Here is a 17,490-nt window from a genome sequence, read left to right on the forward strand (position 1 = left end):
GTCTGAATTCTGGTTGCTTGCGCGATACTTTGGGTTCGTGCCGTATTAGCCGACAGAACCCTCTAGGCTGACTTCCAGAAGCTTGCCGGCTTCAACCGCAAACTCCATGGGAAGTTCCTTGAAAACTTCTTTACAGAAACCGTTCACGATCATGGAAACGGCCTGCTCCGGATTGATGCCACGTTGACGGCAAAGGAACATTTGCTCGTCACTGACCTTTGACGTGGTCGCCTCGTGTTCAACAATCGCGGTTTTATTCAGGCTCTCAATGTACGGGAAGGTGTGCGCACCGCAGCGGTCGCCGATTAATAGCGAGTCACACTGGGTGAAATTACGCGCACCTTCTGCACGCGGGCCGAATTTGACCAGACCACGATAGACGTTTGAACTTTTACCGGCTGAAATACCCTTGGCGATGATGGTGCTGGAGGTGTTTTTGCCCAGATGAATCATCTTGGTGCCGGTGTCAGCCTGCTGGTAGTTGTGGGTAAGTGCTACTGAGTAGAACTCACCGACACTGTTCTCGCCACGCAGAATGCAGCTCGGGTATTTCCAAGTAATCGCAGAACCCGTCTCCACCTGAGTCCAGGAAACTTTAGAGTTCTTGCCGATGCAGGCTGCGCGCTTGGTGACGAAGTTGAAGATGCCGCCTTTGCCATTTTCATCGCCCGGGTACCAGTTCTGTACTGTGGAGTACTTGATCTGGGCGTCGTCCAGTGCAACCAGCTCGACGACCGCTGCGTGCAGCTGGTTTTCGTCGCGCATGGGGGCGGTGCAGCCTTCCAGGTAGCTAACATAGCTGCCTTCGTCGGCAATGATCAGCGTGCGCTCGAACTGGCCGGTGTTTGCCGCGTTGATGCGGAAATACGTGGACAGTTCCATGGGGCAGCGAACGCCTTTGGGAACGTAAACGAAGGTGCCGTCGGAGAAGACTGCGGCGTTAAGCCCAGCAAAGAAGTTATCTGTGTGGGGCACAACGGATCCGAGGTATTTCTGAACCAACTCCGGGTAGTCGCGCACCGCTTCTGAGATTGAGCAGAAAATAACGCCTGCTTTCGCCAGCGGCTCCTTGAAGGTGGTGGCTACCGAGACGGAGTCAAATACTGCGTCCACTGCCACGCCAGCGAGCTGTGCATGCTCGTGCAAGGGGATGCCCAGCCTCTCATAGGTTTTCAGCAGCTCGGGATCTACGTCATCGAGGCTCTGGGGCATGTCTTCTTTACGCTTGGGCGCGGAATAGTAGGAAATCGAGTCGTAGTCGACTTTTGTGTAGCCCAAGTGTGCCCAATCGGGCTCTTTCATCTCTAGCCAGTTACGATAGGCTTTCAGGCGCCATTCCAGCATGAATTCCGGCTCTTTCTTAATTTCAGAAAGGCGGGCGATAACGTCTTCATTCAAACCGGGTTCGAACGTATCAACTTCGATTTCTGTTACGAAACCGTGCTCGTATTCCCGTTTGATCAGTTCGTTCACCTCTTGTTCGGTGGTCGCCATGATCGTCGCTCCGTATGCTCTCATCGCGGGCTCTGAGGCCCGTTGGTTTGCCGGCAACTTAGGTGGGTTGCGGGGGCTAATCTAATGCTTCTGATTCGGAATTGTACAATACCAGACTAAATTAGTCAGGTATTAAATTGGGGGAAAACCAATTATAGCGTAATACACCCGCCAGAGGCTAAGCCTGGCGGGCGCGGAGCGGCAAAGATAAGAGTTTATACGGAGCTTAAAGCGCGGCGAAGCTTCAGGCTTGTGAGGGCAGAATGCGGGTCAGATAACTGTGTTCCAGCGCACTGGGCGTTTGAGGCGGGCGAGGGATACGAACGATATGGCCGCTGCCGGGCGCGCACGCCATAGCTACGCCGCTGCGGTTTTCTATAACCGGTATCGAAAATAGGAGATTGCCGGAGGGTGTGATCAGTTCAAGTTGGTCGCCTGGGGCAAACTTGTTTTTCACGTCGATGGTGAGCCATTGGCCGTCGTCATGGGTGATGGTGCCCACCACCTGCTGAGTGCCCAAGTAGGATGAACCTCTTTCGTAGGTCTGGTATTCCTGAGGCATGTGGCGGCGCAGAAAGCCTTCGGTGTAGCCACGGTTGGACAGCGCTTCCAGTTCGTTCATTAGGCCCATGTCGAAGGCTTTGCCTTGTGCGGCCTGATCAATAGCCCGGCGATAGATCTGGGTAGTGCGGGCCACGTAATAGGTGCTTTTTGTGCGCCCCTCAATTTTCAGGGAGTGCACGCCCATGGCTGCGAGCTCGGCCACATGCTGCACGGCCCGCAGATCCCGGGAGTTCATAATGTAGGTGCCGTGCTCATCTTCATAAGCGGGGATATAGCTGCCCGGGCGGTTGGGTTCTTCCAGCAGGATTTCTTTTGGCTCGTAGCTTTGCACACCGCTTTGGGCTGATGTGGCAATCAGGTCGCCCGTGTGATCGTGGGTGTGCTGAACTTCTTTGTAGTTCCAGCGACAGGCATTGGTGCAGGCGCCTTGGTTTGCGTCCCGGTGATTCATGTAGCCGGAGAGCAGGCAGCGCCCGGAATAGGCCATGCACAATGCGCCGTGAACGAACACCTCCAGCTCCATTTGCGGAACGCGCTCGCGGATGTCGCGGATTTCACCCAACGCGAGCTCCCGAGACAGGATCACCCGGCTGATACCTTGGCGCCGCCAGAATTCCACGGTTGCCCAGTTTACGGCGTTGGCCTGCACCGACAGGTGAATAGGTTGATCCGGCCACTTCTCCCGCACCAGCATGATCAAGCCTGGGTCTGACATGATCAGCGCGTCTGGTTTGTATTCCAGTACCGGCTCCAAGTCTCTCAAGTAGGAGCGCACTTTGTCATTATGGGGTGCTATGTTGGAAACCAGATAGAACTGCTTGCCCAGAGCGTGGGCTCGTTCAATGCCTGCGCCCAGAGTGGCAGTATCTTTGAAACTGTTGTTACGCACCCGTAAAGAGTAGCGTGGTTGGCCGGCATAGACAGCATCTGCGCCATAGGCGAATGCGGTTTCAAGGTGCTCTGGGGTGCCGGCAGGTGCCAGCAGTTCTGGGATATTCATGGGGGCTCCGGGTAAGTCAGTAGCTGGCTATTTTGCCGTAAGCTAATGAACTTTCCCTTGACCCTGCTCAAACGTCTTATTGATTGTTTTCAGCTAACATGTGTACGCTGTAGATCAAGACTGCTTGGGTCAGTGTTCATAAATAAGGAGAATCGAGGATGGAAATAGAGCCTCTGGGCCCAGAGGCGGTGCGGGTTTCATTGAGTAACAAGGTGAGTTCACTGATCAGCATTCAGCTTGCCCGTGGCAAGGTGGGCGTTGAAGTGGTGGCGTCACAGTTACACATGAGCCGGTACACGCTTCACAAGAAACTAAAACGGGAGGGGTTAACCTTTGCCCGTCTGCTAGAAGATGTGCGCCGTAAGCAGGCGCTGACTTACATGCAGGATAAAACCAAGCCGTTGGTAGAAATAGCCGAACAGCTTGGGTTTTCAGAGCTAAGCGCATTTAGCCGGGCATTTAAGCGCTGGATGGGGACATCCCCGGCTGAATATCGCTCTGTTCGGCTTTCCTGAGCAGCGTTAGTGCTTCTTGAACACCAGTGTTGCGTTGGTGCCACCGAAACCAAAGCTGTTGCTCATGACTAGATCCAGCTTCTGGTTATCTAGCCGTTCGCGCACAATCGGGTAGCCTTCAGCGCCTTCATCCAAGTTCTGGATATTGGCTGATGGAGCAATAAAGCCTTCCCGCTGCATGATCATGCTGTAGATGGCTTCATGAACACCGGCTGCGCCTAAGGCGTGGCCACAAAGAGGCTTGGTAGAGCTCAATGGCGGAATCTTGTCGCCAAAGGTCTGCTTCAGTGCCTTTAGTTCCGTAACATCGCCGGCAGGCGTGCTGGTACCGTGGGTATTAATGTAGCTGATCTCGCCATCCAGGTTTTTCATGGCCTGTTGCATGCAGCGAACTGCGCCTTCGCCACTGGGCGCAACCATGTCACCGCCGTCTGATGTAGCGCCAAAGCCAACCAGTTCCGCAAGAATGGTCGCCCCACGGGCTTCCGCATGCTCCAAGGCTTCGAGCACCAGAGTGCCGCCGCCGCCGGAGATAACAAACCCGTCACGATCTTTATCGTAGGTGCGCGATGCCGATTCCGGGGTGTCGTTATATTTGGTTGAGAGCGCGCCCATGGCGTCAAACAAAAGGCTCAGCGTCCAGTGGATATCCTCGCCGCCGCCGGCAAGCATCACATCTTGGCGACCAAGGGCGATCTGGTCGGCTGCATGGCCAATGGCGTGGGCGCTGGTGGCACAGGCTGAGGTAATGCCGTAGTTGATGCCGGTAATGCCAAATGCTGTGGTGATAGATGCGTTGATGGCACTGCCCATGGTGCGGGGCACTCGATAAGGGCCAACCCGACGAATGCCTTTTTCCCGATGGGTATCGATGGCGTCCATCAGTTCGACCGTGGATGCGCCGCCGGTGCCGAAAACAGCGCCCGTGCTGTTCGCGGTGAGGTGCTCTTCGGTTAACCCTGCCTGCTCAATAGCCTCGCAGGCTGCGAGGTACGCGTAGGCGGCCGCAGGACACATAAAGCGCAAAAGCTTGCGGTTAATCAGTGCTGGTAGATCCAGATTGATTTGGCCGCAAACCTGGCTGCGCAAACCATTATCGCGGGCCTCTTCGCTGAAGCCGATACCAGGCAAAGACTCCTTCAAGGAGCGGGTTACTTTTTTTTGATTGGTTCCGAGGCTGGAGATAATCCCCATACCGGTGATAACAACACGCCGCATCTTGCTAACTCCTAAAAATCATCGGTGGAAGAGAATACGCCAACCCGTAGGTCTTTGGCCGTGTAGATTTCTTTGCCATCCACTTCCATACGTCCGTCGGCAATGGCCAGCGTAAGTTTACGCCTGATCACACGCTTGATGTCGAGTTGGTAGCGTACTATTTTGTTGGTAGGCAGAACCTGGCCGGTGAATTTCACTTCACCGGCGCCCAGAGCGCGGCCTTTGCCCTCGCTGCCGCCCCACGCTAGGTAAAAGCCCACCAGTTGCCACATCGCATCAAGGCCAAGGCAACCGGGCATGACGGGATCATCCACAAAGTGCACTTTGAAAAACCAAAGATCCGGGTTGATATCCAGTTCTGCCACCAGGCTGCCCTTGCCGTAAAGGCCGTCGTCCGTGCCTACGTGCGTGACACGGTCAACCATCAACATCTCATCTATGGGCAGCCGTGTGGCGCCCGGGAAAAGTTTGCCATGACCGCATTTAATCAGGTCTTCTTTGTCAAAATGATCCGGGTTCATAGTGCCATTGTCTCTGTTACAGAATGATTCACTGATATTTTAGCTGTTTTTTCGCGAGTCGCTATTGACCTTTAGTGGATAATTTACGTTTTCAACCAACGCGGCCGTCTGGCCGGGGGCTGGCGAGTATTTTTGTGTAGCGCACCAAAAACATGCCGTAGGCGAAAATCCAGAGCAGGCTGCTGCTGCCAATCCCCGGGTGCCAAGGGATGACATCGAACGCGGTAAGTACGCGGACGACAGCGGCAAGTTGAATGGCAATAAACGCAGCAATCATACCTTTGGGTAGCACCAAAGGCCGGCCGGTGTGGCCTAGGGTCACCCGGGCTATGACGCCCAAAATGAGGCAGCTAACGGCGCCTGTGCCCGCCGCGTGGCTCCAAGCGTTGGACGGCCAACCAGCAAACAGAGTGCCTGCCAGGAGGTACAGGGCAATGGGCACCCAGAGAATAGATAGGTGCAGAACCCACAACAATGGCTCCTTGTGCGCCAGCCAGCCTTTCCAGTTAGCCAGGCGAACCAGCATAAGTGTACCGGCAACAAGCGCCAGAATACCGGTAAGCGTTTGCCAGCCGGTAACCAGCGATGCGGTAAGTAGGATCATGGAAAACAAGGTAGCCATATCCAGCGCTGGGATGGTTTTTACGGCGTTGGGATCCAATCCTTGCTGGCGCAGCCAGCCGGTTGTGAATGCTGGAGTGATGCGCCCGCCAACAATACTGATCAGCGCCATGGCAATAATCAACGCTCCATGGCTGAATGCCATATCCAAGCGGGTAACAAACCCTATCTGCATCAGCCACAGAAGGCCCAGGACGACGAGAATCATAAGCTGACGTTTTTGCTTGGCATGCCAGATACGCCACCCAGCATCTAGCATCACCAACGGCAAGAAGGCCAGGTTGAAGCCTTGAACCAGCCAGTCTGGCAAATCCGCACCGAAGGCAAGAAGCAGTCGCCCGGCCAGCCATACACCCCATAGCAGCACAAGCCGGAAGCCATGAGTGCGTTCAGTTTGAGTCCATACGCATACAGCGGTCAGCAAAAACCCCGCGATAGCTGCGGACAGAAAGCCGAACAGCATCTCGTGTTGGTGCCAGAATAGCCCTGGCATGGCCAGTGGCATATTGATTACACCGGTTACCTGCAAAACCCAGAGGGGGAGCGCCAGAAGCGCCAGTAAGGTCATGGATAGAAAGAAAATTCGGAATGGATAGCTGAAAAGCTGACTGACACTGGCGGAGTCGGCTTTAGCGGATGTGGGAATAGACTGCATGTTGGTTCCTGCTAATACATATATGTTAAGTATATGTTAAACGTCTGCGGGTGGAAATAACATACCTGGTAGGGAGTATCTTTGCGTACAATGCCGCTATCTTTTTGATTCACAATGGAATGATCTATGAGCATATACGTGATCCTGAAACATCTCCACATGACCACCGCTTATCTTACGGTTGTGCTGTTCGTGCTACGATTATTGCTGGACGCAGTGGGAAGGCCCAGTTGGCGCCAGACTCCGCTACGTTGGATACCCCACGCTAACGACACCGTGTTGCTGATTGCCGCCATCAGCCTGCTGTTTGTTGGGGGTTGGAACCCGCTCACCCAAGGCTGGTTGCTGGCTAAAATCTTCTTGTTGCTGGGCTATATAGCAGCCGGGCTCTTTGCTTTGAAGGTCACCGTATCACGCCCGGTTCGTGTTGTTGCAGCTGTTCTGGCTTTGGTTCAGGTGTCAGCCATCTTCCACCTGGCTATGGCGAAACCTGGCCTATTCTAACCACGGTACCCGGCTCACCTGATCTTTATGATGGTGAGCCGTTGTCGCTGCCCTAATTTTGCTTCCGATTTAACGGATAGAACAGCTGGGGCGATGCCAGTTCAGGCAGGTCTGTCTGCTCCTGATTTGCGGCCCACTCGACGCGCTCGGCTGAACGAATGGCGTAATGCATCCAAGCCAGTGCGGCTGCGGCAATCACGAACATCAGCATAAAGCTGCTCTGCCAGATGCCCGTGAGATCATTCAGAATACCGAAGGTCAGTGGCAGGATAAACCCGCCGAGCCCGCCAATCATGCCGACTACGCCGCCAACCGCACCCACATGCATGGGATAATACACGGGTATGTGTTTGTAAACGGCCGCTTTACCGAGAGACATGAAAAAACCCAGGGTGAAAATGAGCGCCACGAATACCGGCAGGCTCGTTTCCAGAGTGAAACGAACATCACCGTCTATGCCATGTACCACGTAATCTGTGGGCGGGTAGCTCAGCAGGAAGGTGCAGATAACCGACGCGATAAACGTCCAGTACATCACGCGCCGCGCGCCGAAGCGGTCAGACATCCAGCCACCAAGAATGCGGAACACGGAGGCAGGAATGGTGTAGAGCGCGGCGATCATGCCGGCAGTTCTAATATCCAGGCCGTAAACGCCAATCAGATAGTGTGGCAGCCACAGGGCCAGAGCCACAAAAGCCCCGAATACAAAAAAGTAGTAAAGCGCAAAGCGCCATACCCGCAGATCTCTCAGCGGCTCCATCTGCGCCATAAACGAGCGTTGCTGCTCGTCATTTTTACGGCCAGCCGAAACCGGGTCTTCTTTTGCCAGCACAATAAAGACAACGCCCATCACCGCTAGCACAGACGCATAGATTTGAGCAGTGGCCTCCCAGCCAAAGGCCACCAGCAAAAACGGTGCGCCGAAGTTGGTTACTGCGGCGCCGACGTTGCCCGCGCCGAAGATGCCTAAAGCAGTGCCTTGGCGAGCGGGTTCAAACCAAGCGGCAGCATAGGCCACGCCCACGATGAACGAGCCACCGGCCAAGCCAACCCCAAGTGCGCCAAGCAGTAGCATGGGATAGGTAGTGGCAAAGGTCAGCAGGTAAACACAGGCTGATGTTGTCAGCATGAGTATGCCGAATACCCAACGCCCGCCGTAACGATCCGTCCAGATACCAAGGAACAGCCGGCTGATCGAGCCAGTGAGGATGGGCGTGGCCATCAGCAGGCCGAGCTGGGTGTCGGAAAGGCCCAGATCTTCCGCGATACGGATGCCAATGATGGAAAAGATCGTCCACACGGCAAAGCACATGGTGAAGGCAAGTGTAGATAAACCCAGTGCCTGGTTCTGCTGTGGCTTGGTTGGTGTGATCATAATGTCGGCGCTCTCCGTCGGCGTATATCGGCTATAGGGATCTGATTAAGGGTTCTTGATGTAGGCGTCTTTGCGCAGGTAGAACCACCAATTCACCATCAAGCAGAGCGAATAGAACACCGCGAAGCCATACATGGCCACTTCCGGAGTGCCGGCCTGGATCTGTTGGCCCAAAAGCTTGGGCGCAATGAAGGCGCCGTAGGCGGCGATGGCGCTGGTCCAGCCAAGTACTGGGCCTTTCTGCTGCTGGTTAAAAATGTAACCGATGCTGCGGAAGGTAGAGCCGTTGCCGACGCCGCTGGCTGCAAACATGACGATGAATAGAATCAGGAACAGGGCAAAGTAGCTGTTTGGGTCGGTGGCGTTGTAGGCCAGCATCATGACGTAGCCGGTTGCCACTGAGGCAACAACCATCACCACAGAAATAATCTGGGTAACGATAGATCCGCCCATTTTGTCAGAAATCCAGCCGCCTACCGGGCGAATCAGGGCCCCTACGAATGGCCCCATCCACGCCCAGGTCAGTGCGCTGGGCGCATCCGGGTTAACAATGCGGGTTACTGTGCCATCTGCAGCAACGTCCATCATGTTGCCGAAAATGACGCTGATAGACAGCGGCAAGGCAGCTGAAAAGCCAATGAACGAACCGAAGGTTAGGATATACAGCACGGTCATGGACCAGGTGTGCTTATTGCTGAAAATGGCAAACTGATTCTTGATGTTGGGTTTGATATCTCCCGGAATCAGACGCAGCAGAACCACGGTCAGAATGATGGTCAGTGGCAGAGCCAGCCACATGCTCATGATGCTCAGTGCCCAGACGCCGGCGATGGAAGTGAGAATGCCAACGCCATAAAGCCCAAGTATCTTGCCGAACGCGGATGCAGGGTTGCCTGGGTTAGGGGTAACAACCTTCAGGTTGTTCATCCTGAACCAGCCCGCGAATGCCAAAGGGATCAGAAAAACCAGCCAGATAAAGCCGGCGTTCTGGATCCAGGTTTCGGTGCCTGCCTCAATGCGGCCGATTAGTGTGCCGCTTGGGCTCTGCAACTGCATTGAATCGCCTGCAAGAAAACCGAAAACGCCCATGGTCATGACCAGCGGAATCAGAATTTGCATGGTGGTTACGCCGAAATTACCGAGGCCGGCGTTCATGCCCAGGCCATAGCCCTGCTTGCTCTTGGGGTAGAAGGAGCTGATGTTACTCATGGAGCAGGCGAAGTTGCCGCCACCGATGCCGGAGAGCAGCGCCAGTGCCTGGAACACGATGAACGGTGTATCTGGGTTCATCAGAGCTATACCGGTGCCTGCCGCTGGGATCATCAACAGTGCGGTGGTCAAAAATATGGTGTTGCGGCCGCCGGCGATTTTGATCATGAACGACGCGGGGATCCGTAAGGTCGCACCAGACAAACCCGCGATTGCCGAGAGCGAAAACAGCTGTTCTATGGAGAATGCAAAGCCCAGATTCTGCATCTGGGTGGTGATCATTCCCCACATCAACCATACCGCGAACCCTAACAGCAGGCTGGGGATGGAAATCCACAGGTTCCGGGAAGCAATGTGCTTGCCTTCTTTTTCCCAGAATTCTTCATTCTCGACATCCCAGTGTTCGATGTCGGCATTGGTTTTAGCCATAACAATGTTCCCTCGATTGGCTTGCCCTAGGTCGCATTGGGCGCGGGTTCTGGGCTTCTCGACACCATTGTGCAAAGTGAAGGGCGGGTACATTCATGATATTTATCAATGAAAAAATTGTGTAGGCAAGAACATGTTATGAGGTGTTTTTGCGGTAAGGGTATTTGGCTTTTAAGTCTTTAATATTCAATGGGATGCGATAGTGATATCACCAAGTAGGTAGCTGCTCCCGCGGTTGGCGCAGGAGAGGTAGCCACTCATTTCTTGCGGTTTTTGGAGTGCTTGGCGAGAACGAGAAGCCTAACGGTTACCCATGCATAGGCCAGTGCCCAGAAGCTGGCGGAGAGCCACAACAGTGCAGGCTCGCCGAAAGGTGATTCACCCGCCATAAATCGGCTGATGGCAGCGCCAGACAACAGCGCTGCGATAGGGAAAACTTCCCTTGCAGCGGGCGGCTTGCGATGGCTTCGCTGCCATGCCAGTCGAAGCATCACGCTGGTGGATAGAATGCCCAGTGCGCCGATGGTTATCACGTGCAGGGCAGGGGCCAGGGTTGTGCCCTTTAGCAGCGCCAGACCTATAGCCAAGGCGCCAATGGCCAGCCAAATATACCCCACTGCTAAAACCAGCAAATCTGGCCGCTCTGGGCATAACCAGAGTTTCCAGCGCAGTGTACGCAGGGTGATCAGTGCCGAGGTGGCTAGCATCAGGCTGCCGGTGATGGGATTGGCTGCCGGAAATGCCATCAGAAAAACCGCACACCCCAGTATGACAATCAGCATGCCTTCAATGCGCGGCTGAACGCGGGCCTCCAAAGGAATGCCTTTCTTCTCCAGCGTGCCCGCAACCGCAGGCGCAATGACCCTGCCGCCCATGAATGTCATCAGCAGTAGCAGCCCGATAATCGCTGAGTGCATGAGTTTGAAAGGGCCTGGCAGCCACGGCGTTTGAGGCAGGCCGAGTGCCGTAGAGAGCCAGAATCCGACCGCAAGCAGGCAGATCACCAGGATGAGCGGCCCGACCATTTTGTTTCGCCATTTTTTGGCCGCGCTGAAACGCGGTACCACATGCCAGGCAAGTGCCAGAGCAAAGGCCGGCCCAAGAAGTTGAGCCAGAAGACTGTGTGGCAACAGAATCCAGCTCAGCCGCGCTGCCAGCCAAAGGCCGAGAAGAGGATAAAGCACAGTCCCAGGCTGAGGCCCAAGGGTGTAGCCGGCTACTAAGGCCAGTGCAAAACCGAAAATCAATTCATGGCCATGCCCGGCACCGAGAAGTCCTGCCGGCCACCCGGTGCCAGACCAAACGGCCCACACGGACAGCGGAACTGCAATTGTTGCTAGCAGGCCTGCCGCAGGGAAAAATAGCCAAAAGGAATGGGGCTTTGGCGTGCGCTTGTTGTTTGACTTGCTCAAGATCATCCCAATTGATTGACGATTAGGCGTTATGCGCCTAAAAAGAGTAGGTAAGAGTCATCATAATATTGCAGACGCTGTTCCGAGAGGCAAATGTCTCTGGCAGGGAGCAAGGAGATTCACCATGAACGTTTCAAGCTTGCTTAAACTTCCGTTTTCCAGCAACGGAGGTTGGGGAGAACTGAAGAGCAGGGAGTTATCAATAGCCACGCTTGCATGGTTCGTTGTGGTGCCCATGTCGCTTTTGCCCCCTGTTCTGCTTTACTACGCCGGAACCCATTACGGCGATGAATTTATTGCCGGGTTTGGAGGCAAGGAATGGCGCTTTATCACCACCATCCTCTTCCTTGCAGAATTGCTAACGTTCTTTGTGATGGGCTGGCTGATTCACGCCGTGGTAGAGAGCCACAAACTGGAGATCAGCTACAACAACGCCTATTTGCTGGCGGCAATTGCACCTTTGCCGCTGTGGCTGTCGTCACTGGCACTGCTCGTGCCCGCGGTGGCAATTAGTGTGATAGCGGTTATGGCAGCCATGGTGCTCTCGTGCACCCTTGTTTATCAGGGTTTGAGATCTCTGTGCCATCGTAGCCCAGATGATGTTCTCACCATGTCGGTCACCTATACCGTTATGGCGGCGTCACTGCTGGCTTGGGGTTTACTGATGGCGATGGTTTGGGCGTTTTAATAGCCTAATCTTGAGAGCTGCCTCTGCCGTCATCCGTGGCAGCAGAGTTGTAACAAAGAGGTGTAATAAATAGTTATTCCGCGAGCATGTCCCGCAGGGCTTTTCGGTTTAGTTTGCCTACCGCCGTCTTTGGTGAAGGTTTCTGCGTTCAGCTCGGGGGCGTTGTAGTAGCCTTTCATCACGATCGGTGCCCTGACAAGGATTTCCCCGGGATGGCCTTGGGCACGTCCTTTCCGGCTTCATCAACCAATCTAACTTCAACATCAACGCACGGCCTACCGCAGGAGCCGAGCAGGTCGCCCTGGTGATCCTCTGGGCGCAGTACAGACATGCCCAGCGGACACTCAGTTTGTCCGTAATATTGCCAGAAGCGCTCCTGCCCCCATATTTCCATCGCTTTTTTGATCACCGGGCGAGGCATGGGGGAGGCGCCATAAATCACGTGGCGCAGGGCCGAGACATCGGTATTTTCGAATTCAGGATGGCCCAGCAGCATTTGGAGCATGGTGGGAACCAGGTTAATGGCAGCACAAAAACACCGCTGGCATGGATTAGAGAGGCTGCGTGCAGCATGGCGTCATTGTGCTCCACGCTGATCACGTTCATCAGCACGTTTTTGCAGATCGCCGCGTAAGAGGCCTGAGTGTGCTGTGCCGCTTTCAGGGTGCCGGTGGTGCCGGAGGTAAACAGTGTGGCCACCACATCGTCACCCTGCACGGTAATTTGGGGCGGCTCACAGGATTGCGAGCGGGCTTGTTCGACAAGATCGATGCCGCCATCTAGGCTGCTTTCCACGCCTAGGCATTCCAACTCCGGCAGCTCGGCCTTCAAGGCGGCCGCATGGGCTGCGAGATCGGCTCCGAACAGGATTCTCTTAGCACCGGTATCCCGCAACATTTTCGCGTGCTCGCTAATGGAGAGCCTGCTGTTAAGAGGCACCCGGTTAATCCCTGTTTTAACGCACGCGAAATCCACCGGAACGCTGTAAGGGCCGTTGTTGAGCAGCAAGGCAATGCAGTCGCCTTGTTTTATGCCAGCAGCGTTCATGGCGTTTGCAAGCTGACTGCTCAGCTCGTCGACTTGCCTGAAAGTGAAGGACTGGTCTTGGTATACGATGGCCGTGCGATCTGGATAGGTTTTCGCGCCGCGGTTGATCAGTTCGAGGTAGGTTGTCGTCATTCTGCTATCTCTTAGTTTAATGTTCGAATTGCCCGTGACGGCCCGCACCTTTGGCGAATCTTTCGGCACCGGCAATAGCCTCGTTGAATACGATGGGGTACCCCATCTTGCCTTCATTACATAAGGCGTTGGTGAGGGAGAGATCCCACTGCTGATAGGCAGACGCGCGGTCTGCCAGCATGCACTGCTGTGGGAATTCTGCGATTTTTCGGGCCAAGGTCTCGGCGGCTTCGCGGCTTTCGCCGTCGGGAACAACACGGTTCGCCAGGCCTATGTGCAGGGCTTCATCTGCGTTGACCGGACGACCTGTCAGGATCATGTCCAAAGCACGAGACTGGCCAATAACCCTTGGCAGCCGCACTGTGCCGCCATCAATAAACGGTACGCCCCAACGCCGGCAAAACACGCCAAATACAGCCGATTCCTCGACCACTCGCAGGTCGCACCATAAGGAAAGCTCGAGGCCGCCTGCCACGGCGTAGCCCGAAATGGCTGCGATAACCGGCTTGCTGAGCAGCATTCGGGTGGGGCCCATGGGGCCGTCGCCTTCCCCTTCGGGATCAATGCTGTTGCGGGTTTTTGGGTCTCCCAATGCGGTTAGGTCGGCGCCGGAGCAGAAGGTGCCATTAGCTCCCCACAGCACCGCAACACGTAAGTTAGCATTCGCCTCGAAATGCTCAAACGCTTTATAGAGCGCCTCGGCAGTTGGCCGATCTACGGCGTTCTTTTTGTCAGGGCGATCTAGAATAATGGTGCAGATGTGACCTTGTTCTTCAATCCGTATGGCAGGGGTGTGCACGCTAGAGTCTTCCTATAAATGAAACCCGGTTCAGGGTATAGGGGAGAGTAGCACGCTTATTATTTGCTGCAATCATGTTGCGTAAGGCAATGTACCAAAGTAGATGGCTCAGTGTTCGAAGGCTTTGAAAATCCTTTTTAGTTCTGGGCAGACCGTTGTGGTGTTGTCATTTTTTTAGCGCGCCGGTTTTTAGCCGGGAGAATGTTGCGGGTACTACGCCAAGCCAAGAAGCTAGCTGGTTATCCGGCACGCGCTTGACCAGCTCCGGATACTCTTCTAGCAGCAGCTGATAACGCTCTTTTGCCGACATGGTGTGTTTGCGGAATTCTCGCATGCTGGTCAGTTCCGCTAGCTCTTCGGTCAGGGCCATTGCGAACTTAGGCCAGAGACCTTCGCCATGTGATTGGATGGCAGCTCTGAATGCAGCAAAATTTGCAACCCACACGGTGGCGGGGGTAACGGTGGTAAGGCACAGGGTGTTGCGCACAGTGCGGCTGCGGCCAAATACCGGCCATACCATGTCGCCTTCAGTAAAGAAGTGATGTACTGCAACCTTGCCGCTGGGCGCTTCCCGGAATAGGCGCATGATGCCGTACTGGATCAGGTACACCTTGGCCCATGGGGTGTCGTGCTTTTCCATTTGAGCCTCAAAGTAGACTCTCTGTTGGTGAAACAGCCGCGTGAGGTCAGTTAAAAAGCGTGTGTCAGGATTGTCCTGTTTCTCGTTCAGCCTTATGCCGAATACGCGGCTCAGTCCGTTGAGCAGCGCCACTGACTGCGGCGCTGATTCTTGTTGGATGATGTCCGGATTGTTTTCCCCCAGCATGCAGGGGGAGGAGGACACGGGGGGTCTGAAAGTGCGAGTCATGGCGCCAATACTGTTAAAGATAATGTGTCAATTATGGTAACAGAAAACGTTCTCTGAGATGACCTAAATCATTAAGGGTTTTTCATCCGCTTGATTCAGGCTCAGTGACTTGTTCCTTCCTCGTAGTTGATTTTGTTCCACACGTTGTACTTGCCAGATGGCTTGTTCATCGGGATTCGTTTTTCTTCCTCCAGAGTGTCGGCGTTGTAGACGATAACCGCGCCGTCTTCGTCCCAGATGCTCAGCAGGAGTTTTTTACCGTAACGGTCGAACTCCACGTGAGCAGCCACTTTTCCGGGGGCAGGCTGGAGGGTTTTTACGATTTCCAGAGTCTGTTTGTCGATAACGTGGACTTTGTCTTTGTTGGGCCCAAAGAAAACGTCTACCCAAGCATAACGAGAGTTTTCGTGGCTGCGCATGAAGAAGCCCGGGCCGGCGGTTTCGAGGGTTTTGATGACTTTCCAGGTGTCCATGTCGATGATGGAAACCGCCGCGGTGCGGAAATGAGGTGTGGCCATAACGCGGGTGCCCTGGTAGTCCCAGGTTATGCCGGAGCCCAGGTGGGGCATGCCAGGAAGGGGCAGGTTAGCGATGGTTTTTCCGGTGTCCATGTCGATCACCAGCCCGTGTTTGCCGTCGCGGGCGGCGCCGATGAGGTGTTTGTAACCCGGGTCGAAAAAGAAGTCATCAAGCCAGGTGTCGGTCTGCATTCGGCGTACGTTCGCCCGGTCGTTTTCAATGGTGATTTCCCAGACTTCGGGTATGTCTTTCAGAGCCGCGATAAAGCTGTTCCGGGGCGGCGCGGCGTAAACGGCGCTTACCCTGGAGCTCTCTCCGGCCTCGTTTTCAACGGGGAGGATTTCTAACAGATCGAGATTTTTCGCGTCGAACAGCACCAGCGTGTGGGGCAGGTAGTTGGCTGCCATTACGTGGTCGCCATCCGCGGAGACGGCGATGTTGCGCATGTTGATGCCGGCACGGACTTCAGCGACGACTTTGAGGTTGTACAGATCGTATTTGGTAATCCAGCCGTCCCGGGAGCCGAAGTAGACGTAGCGTCCGTCAGGGCTGAATTTGGGGCCGCCGTGGAGGGCGTAGCGGCTGGCGAAGCGGTGGATGGGTTCCATGCTGTCGCCGTCAAGCAGGGTAACGTGATGGTCGCCGATTTCCACCACCAAAAACAGGTTCATCATGTCGGCTTCGTAAGCGGGTTTGTCGGGGAGCGAGCCGGCTGGGTGCGGCAGCAGATGGCTGTTGGTAATTTCGCTTTTGCCCCACACGGGCTCTTTGGCAGGTGGTTGGTAAATGTATTCAGCCAGAGAGCTCACCGACTCAACGTTCAAAATGTCGGAAAAAGCCGGCATTTGGGTTGCTGGTCGGCCTTTCAAAATGGCTTCCTCGGCCTGGTCTTTTTTCAGGCGCGCGAGGTTTTCCGGCAGCAGAGCCGGGCCCATGCCGCCGAGACGATCGTTGCCGTGGCAGCTTGCGCAGTGTTCCTGATAAAGGGCTTCGGTCTGCACATCGGTATTGGCAGCAACCAGGGGCGAGGCCAGCAAGCCTGCGGTCAGCATCAGGGTTTTCAAAGTCTGTTGCATCGGGTTTCCAGATTTGAGCTTTGGTAATGGTTCCAGCCTGCCTGGGCTGGTTGTGCGAGCTTTTCCGCCAGCTGCACCACTTCGCCTACAATGATCAGGGTTGGCGGCTGGAAGCCTTCCATTCGGATAGTTTCTTCCAAGTTATTGAGCGTGGTGACGGACATGTGCTGGTGGGGTGTGGTGCCGCGCTCAATAAGCGCGACCGGGCAGTCGCCGGACAGCCCGTTGGCGGTCAGTTCCCGCACAATGGTGGGAGCGTTATGCAGGCCCATGTAGAACACGCGGGTCTGGCCCGGTGCTGCCAGGACTTTCCAGTTCAGGTCGAGGGCCTGGTCCGCTTTACGGTGCCCGGTTACGAAGGTCACGCTTTGCGCGTAATCTCGATGCGTCAGCGGAATGCCGCAGTAGGCGGCACAGCCGGCTGCGGAGGTAATGCCGGGCACTACCAAAAAGTCGATGTCGTTATCCACCAGAAACTCGGCTTCTTCGCCGCCGCGACCAAAAATGTACGGGTCGCCTCCTTTCAGCCGCACTACGCGGCGCTGCTTTACGGCCAGCTGAACTAAAAGTTCGTTGGTGTCTTCCTGGGCCACATAGTGGCAACCACTGGCTTTGCCCACGTGGATTCGCTCTGCGCTCGGATTCACCAGTTCCATGATCTGAGGAGACACCAGGCGGTCATAAACGATGGCGTCTGCCTGTTGAATCAGCATCAGCGCTCTGAGCGTCAGCAGCCCGGGATCACCGGGGCCTGCACCGACGATGGCAACTTCACCGGCTCGCAAGGGCTGTTCCGCCAGCTGGAATTCTACCAGGCACTTCTTTTTCTGGCTGATAGTCATGG

15 protein-coding genes and 1 pseudogene are annotated in these 17,490 nt (G+C 55.2%); 3 read left to right on the forward strand and 13 right to left on the reverse strand.

Features of this window, described 5'->3' with window-relative positions:
- Nucleotides 1–45: 45 nt before the first annotated feature.
- Together sufB and yegQ are read right to left on the reverse strand one after the other, a co-directional pair.
- Nucleotides 46–1,494, reverse strand: coding sequence for a Fe-S cluster assembly protein SufB (gene sufB, locus CPH80_RS18585; RefSeq protein WP_096280180.1), 1,449 nt, complete (start codon nucleotides 1,492–1,494; stop codon nucleotides 46–48).
- Nucleotides 1,495–1,738: 244 nt separating this feature from the next.
- A complete protein-coding gene (gene yegQ, locus CPH80_RS18590; RefSeq protein ID WP_096280182.1) occupies nucleotides 1,739–3,058 on the reverse strand; it encodes a tRNA 5-hydroxyuridine modification protein YegQ in 1,320 nt (439 codons plus the stop codon).
- Between the two features lie 158 nt (nucleotides 3,059–3,216).
- Between yegQ and CPH80_RS18595 the strand changes: the two genes are divergently transcribed.
- Nucleotides 3,217–3,573, forward strand: coding sequence for a helix-turn-helix transcriptional regulator (locus tag CPH80_RS18595; protein ID WP_096280184.1), 357 nt, complete (start codon nucleotides 3,217–3,219; stop codon nucleotides 3,571–3,573).
- A 6-nt stretch (nucleotides 3,574–3,579) separates the two neighbouring features.
- On the opposite strand, the gene CPH80_RS18600 is transcribed toward CPH80_RS18595, so the two are convergent.
- From CPH80_RS18600 to CPH80_RS18610, 3 genes are all read right to left on the reverse strand, one after another.
- Entirely contained in the window at nucleotides 3,580–4,791 is a 1,212-nt protein-coding gene (locus tag CPH80_RS18600; RefSeq protein ID WP_096280186.1) for a beta-ketoacyl synthase N-terminal-like domain-containing protein, read from the reverse strand.
- Nucleotides 4,792–4,802: 11 nt separating this feature from the next.
- Nucleotides 4,803–5,312: a bifunctional 3-hydroxydecanoyl-ACP dehydratase/trans-2-decenoyl-ACP isomerase gene (gene fabA / locus CPH80_RS18605; protein ID WP_096280188.1), complete on the reverse strand. Its 510-nt coding sequence runs from the start codon at nucleotides 5,310–5,312 to the stop codon at nucleotides 4,803–4,805.
- Nucleotides 5,313–5,403: 91 nt separating this feature from the next.
- The gene (locus tag CPH80_RS18610) at nucleotides 5,404–6,588 is read right to left on the reverse strand and encodes an NnrS family protein (protein WP_096280190.1); all 1,185 of its coding nucleotides are present in this window, start codon (nucleotides 6,586–6,588) and stop codon (nucleotides 5,404–5,406) included.
- 126 nt (nucleotides 6,589–6,714) lie between these two features.
- Between CPH80_RS18610 and CPH80_RS18615 the strand changes: the two genes are divergently transcribed.
- Nucleotides 6,715–7,092: a SirB2 family protein gene (locus CPH80_RS18615; RefSeq protein WP_096280192.1), complete on the forward strand. Its 378-nt coding sequence runs from the start codon at nucleotides 6,715–6,717 to the stop codon at nucleotides 7,090–7,092.
- Nucleotides 7,093–7,144: 52 nt separating this feature from the next.
- On the opposite strand, the gene CPH80_RS18620 is transcribed toward CPH80_RS18615, so the two are convergent.
- The 3 genes from CPH80_RS18620 to CPH80_RS18630 form a co-directional block, all read right to left on the reverse strand.
- Nucleotides 7,145–8,467, reverse strand: coding sequence for an MFS transporter (locus tag CPH80_RS18620; RefSeq protein ID WP_096280194.1), 1,323 nt, complete (start codon nucleotides 8,465–8,467; stop codon nucleotides 7,145–7,147).
- A 45-nt stretch (nucleotides 8,468–8,512) separates the two neighbouring features.
- Nucleotides 8,513–10,105, reverse strand: a complete 1,593-nt coding sequence (locus tag CPH80_RS18625) for an antiporter (protein WP_096280196.1) — start codon at nucleotides 10,103–10,105, stop codon at nucleotides 8,513–8,515.
- Between the two features lie 257 nt (nucleotides 10,106–10,362).
- Entirely contained in the window at nucleotides 10,363–11,523 is a 1,161-nt protein-coding gene (locus CPH80_RS18630; RefSeq protein ID WP_096280198.1) for an NnrS family protein, read from the reverse strand.
- A gap of 118 nt (nucleotides 11,524–11,641) precedes the next feature.
- Between CPH80_RS18630 and CPH80_RS18635 the strand changes: the two genes are divergently transcribed.
- On the forward strand, nucleotides 11,642–12,205 hold the full coding sequence (locus CPH80_RS18635) for a Yip1 family protein (protein WP_096280200.1): 564 nt from the start codon (nucleotides 11,642–11,644) through the stop codon (nucleotides 12,203–12,205).
- 178 nt (nucleotides 12,206–12,383) lie between these two features.
- Here the strand turns inward: CPH80_RS18635 and CPH80_RS22070 are convergent.
- The 5 genes and pseudogenes from CPH80_RS22070 to cobA all read right to left on the reverse strand — a co-directional run bounded on the left by CPH80_RS22070 (nucleotide 12,384) and on the right by cobA (nucleotide 17,488).
- Nucleotides 12,384–13,501: pseudogene (locus CPH80_RS22070) on the reverse strand (class I adenylate-forming enzyme family protein).
- Nucleotides 13,401–14,183, reverse strand: a complete 783-nt coding sequence (locus CPH80_RS18645; protein ID WP_096280202.1) for a crotonase/enoyl-CoA hydratase family protein — start codon at nucleotides 14,181–14,183, stop codon at nucleotides 13,401–13,403. Before CPH80_RS18645 ends, CPH80_RS22070 begins: the two are co-directional and overlap by 101 nt.
- 166 nt (nucleotides 14,184–14,349) lie before the next feature.
- Entirely contained in the window at nucleotides 14,350–15,051 is a 702-nt protein-coding gene (locus tag CPH80_RS18650) for a Crp/Fnr family transcriptional regulator (protein ID WP_096280204.1), read from the reverse strand.
- Between the two features lie 101 nt (nucleotides 15,052–15,152).
- On the reverse strand, nucleotides 15,153–16,646 hold the full coding sequence (locus CPH80_RS18655; protein WP_096280206.1) for a nitrite reductase: 1,494 nt from the start codon (nucleotides 16,644–16,646) through the stop codon (nucleotides 15,153–15,155).
- Nucleotides 16,631–17,488, reverse strand: a complete 858-nt coding sequence (gene cobA, locus CPH80_RS18660; protein ID WP_096280208.1) for a uroporphyrinogen-III C-methyltransferase — start codon at nucleotides 17,486–17,488, stop codon at nucleotides 16,631–16,633. The genes CPH80_RS18655 and cobA overlap by 16 nt, the downstream gene beginning before the upstream one ends.
- Between the last annotated feature and the right edge of the window lie 2 nt (nucleotides 17,489–17,490).

This window comes from Marinobacter sp. LV10R510-11A, assembly GCF_900215155.1.
GTDB lineage: Bacteria > Pseudomonadota > Gammaproteobacteria > Pseudomonadales > Oleiphilaceae > Marinobacter.

Bases quoted from the DNA above. Each gene is read 5' to 3' on its own strand.
- sufB (WP_096280180.1), bottom strand. From the start codon at position 1,494: ATGGCGACCACCGAACAAGAGGTGAACGAACTGATCAAACGGGAATAC.
- yegQ (WP_096280182.1), bottom strand. From the start codon at position 3,058: ATGAATATCCCAGAACTGCTGGCACCTGCCGGCACCCCAGAGCACCTT.
- CPH80_RS18595 (WP_096280184.1), top strand. From the start codon at position 3,217: ATGGAAATAGAGCCTCTGGGCCCAGAGGCGGTGCGGGTTTCATTGAGT.
- CPH80_RS18600 (WP_096280186.1), bottom strand. From the start codon at position 4,791: ATGCGGCGTGTTGTTATCACCGGTATGGGGATTATCTCCAGCCTCGGA.
- fabA (WP_096280188.1), bottom strand. From the start codon at position 5,312: ATGAACCCGGATCATTTTGACAAAGAAGACCTGATTAAATGCGGTCAT.
- CPH80_RS18610 (WP_096280190.1), bottom strand. From the start codon at position 6,588: ATGCAGTCTATTCCCACATCCGCTAAAGCCGACTCCGCCAGTGTCAGT.
- CPH80_RS18615 (WP_096280192.1), top strand. From the start codon at position 6,715: ATGAGCATATACGTGATCCTGAAACATCTCCACATGACCACCGCTTAT.
- CPH80_RS18620 (WP_096280194.1), bottom strand. From the start codon at position 8,467: ATGATCACACCAACCAAGCCACAGCAGAACCAGGCACTGGGTTTATCT.
- CPH80_RS18625 (WP_096280196.1), bottom strand. From the start codon at position 10,105: ATGGCTAAAACCAATGCCGACATCGAACACTGGGATGTCGAGAATGAA.
- CPH80_RS18630 (WP_096280198.1), bottom strand. From the start codon at position 11,523: ATGATCTTGAGCAAGTCAAACAACAAGCGCACGCCAAAGCCCCATTCC.
- CPH80_RS18635 (WP_096280200.1), top strand. From the start codon at position 11,642: ATGAACGTTTCAAGCTTGCTTAAACTTCCGTTTTCCAGCAACGGAGGT.
- CPH80_RS18650 (WP_096280204.1), bottom strand. From the start codon at position 15,051: ATGACTCGCACTTTCAGACCCCCCGTGTCCTCCTCCCCCTGCATGCTG.
- CPH80_RS18655 (WP_096280206.1), bottom strand. From the start codon at position 16,646: ATGCAACAGACTTTGAAAACCCTGATGCTGACCGCAGGCTTGCTGGCC.
- cobA (WP_096280208.1), bottom strand. From the start codon at position 17,488: ATGACTATCAGCCAGAAAAAGAAGTGCCTGGTAGAATTCCAGCTGGCG.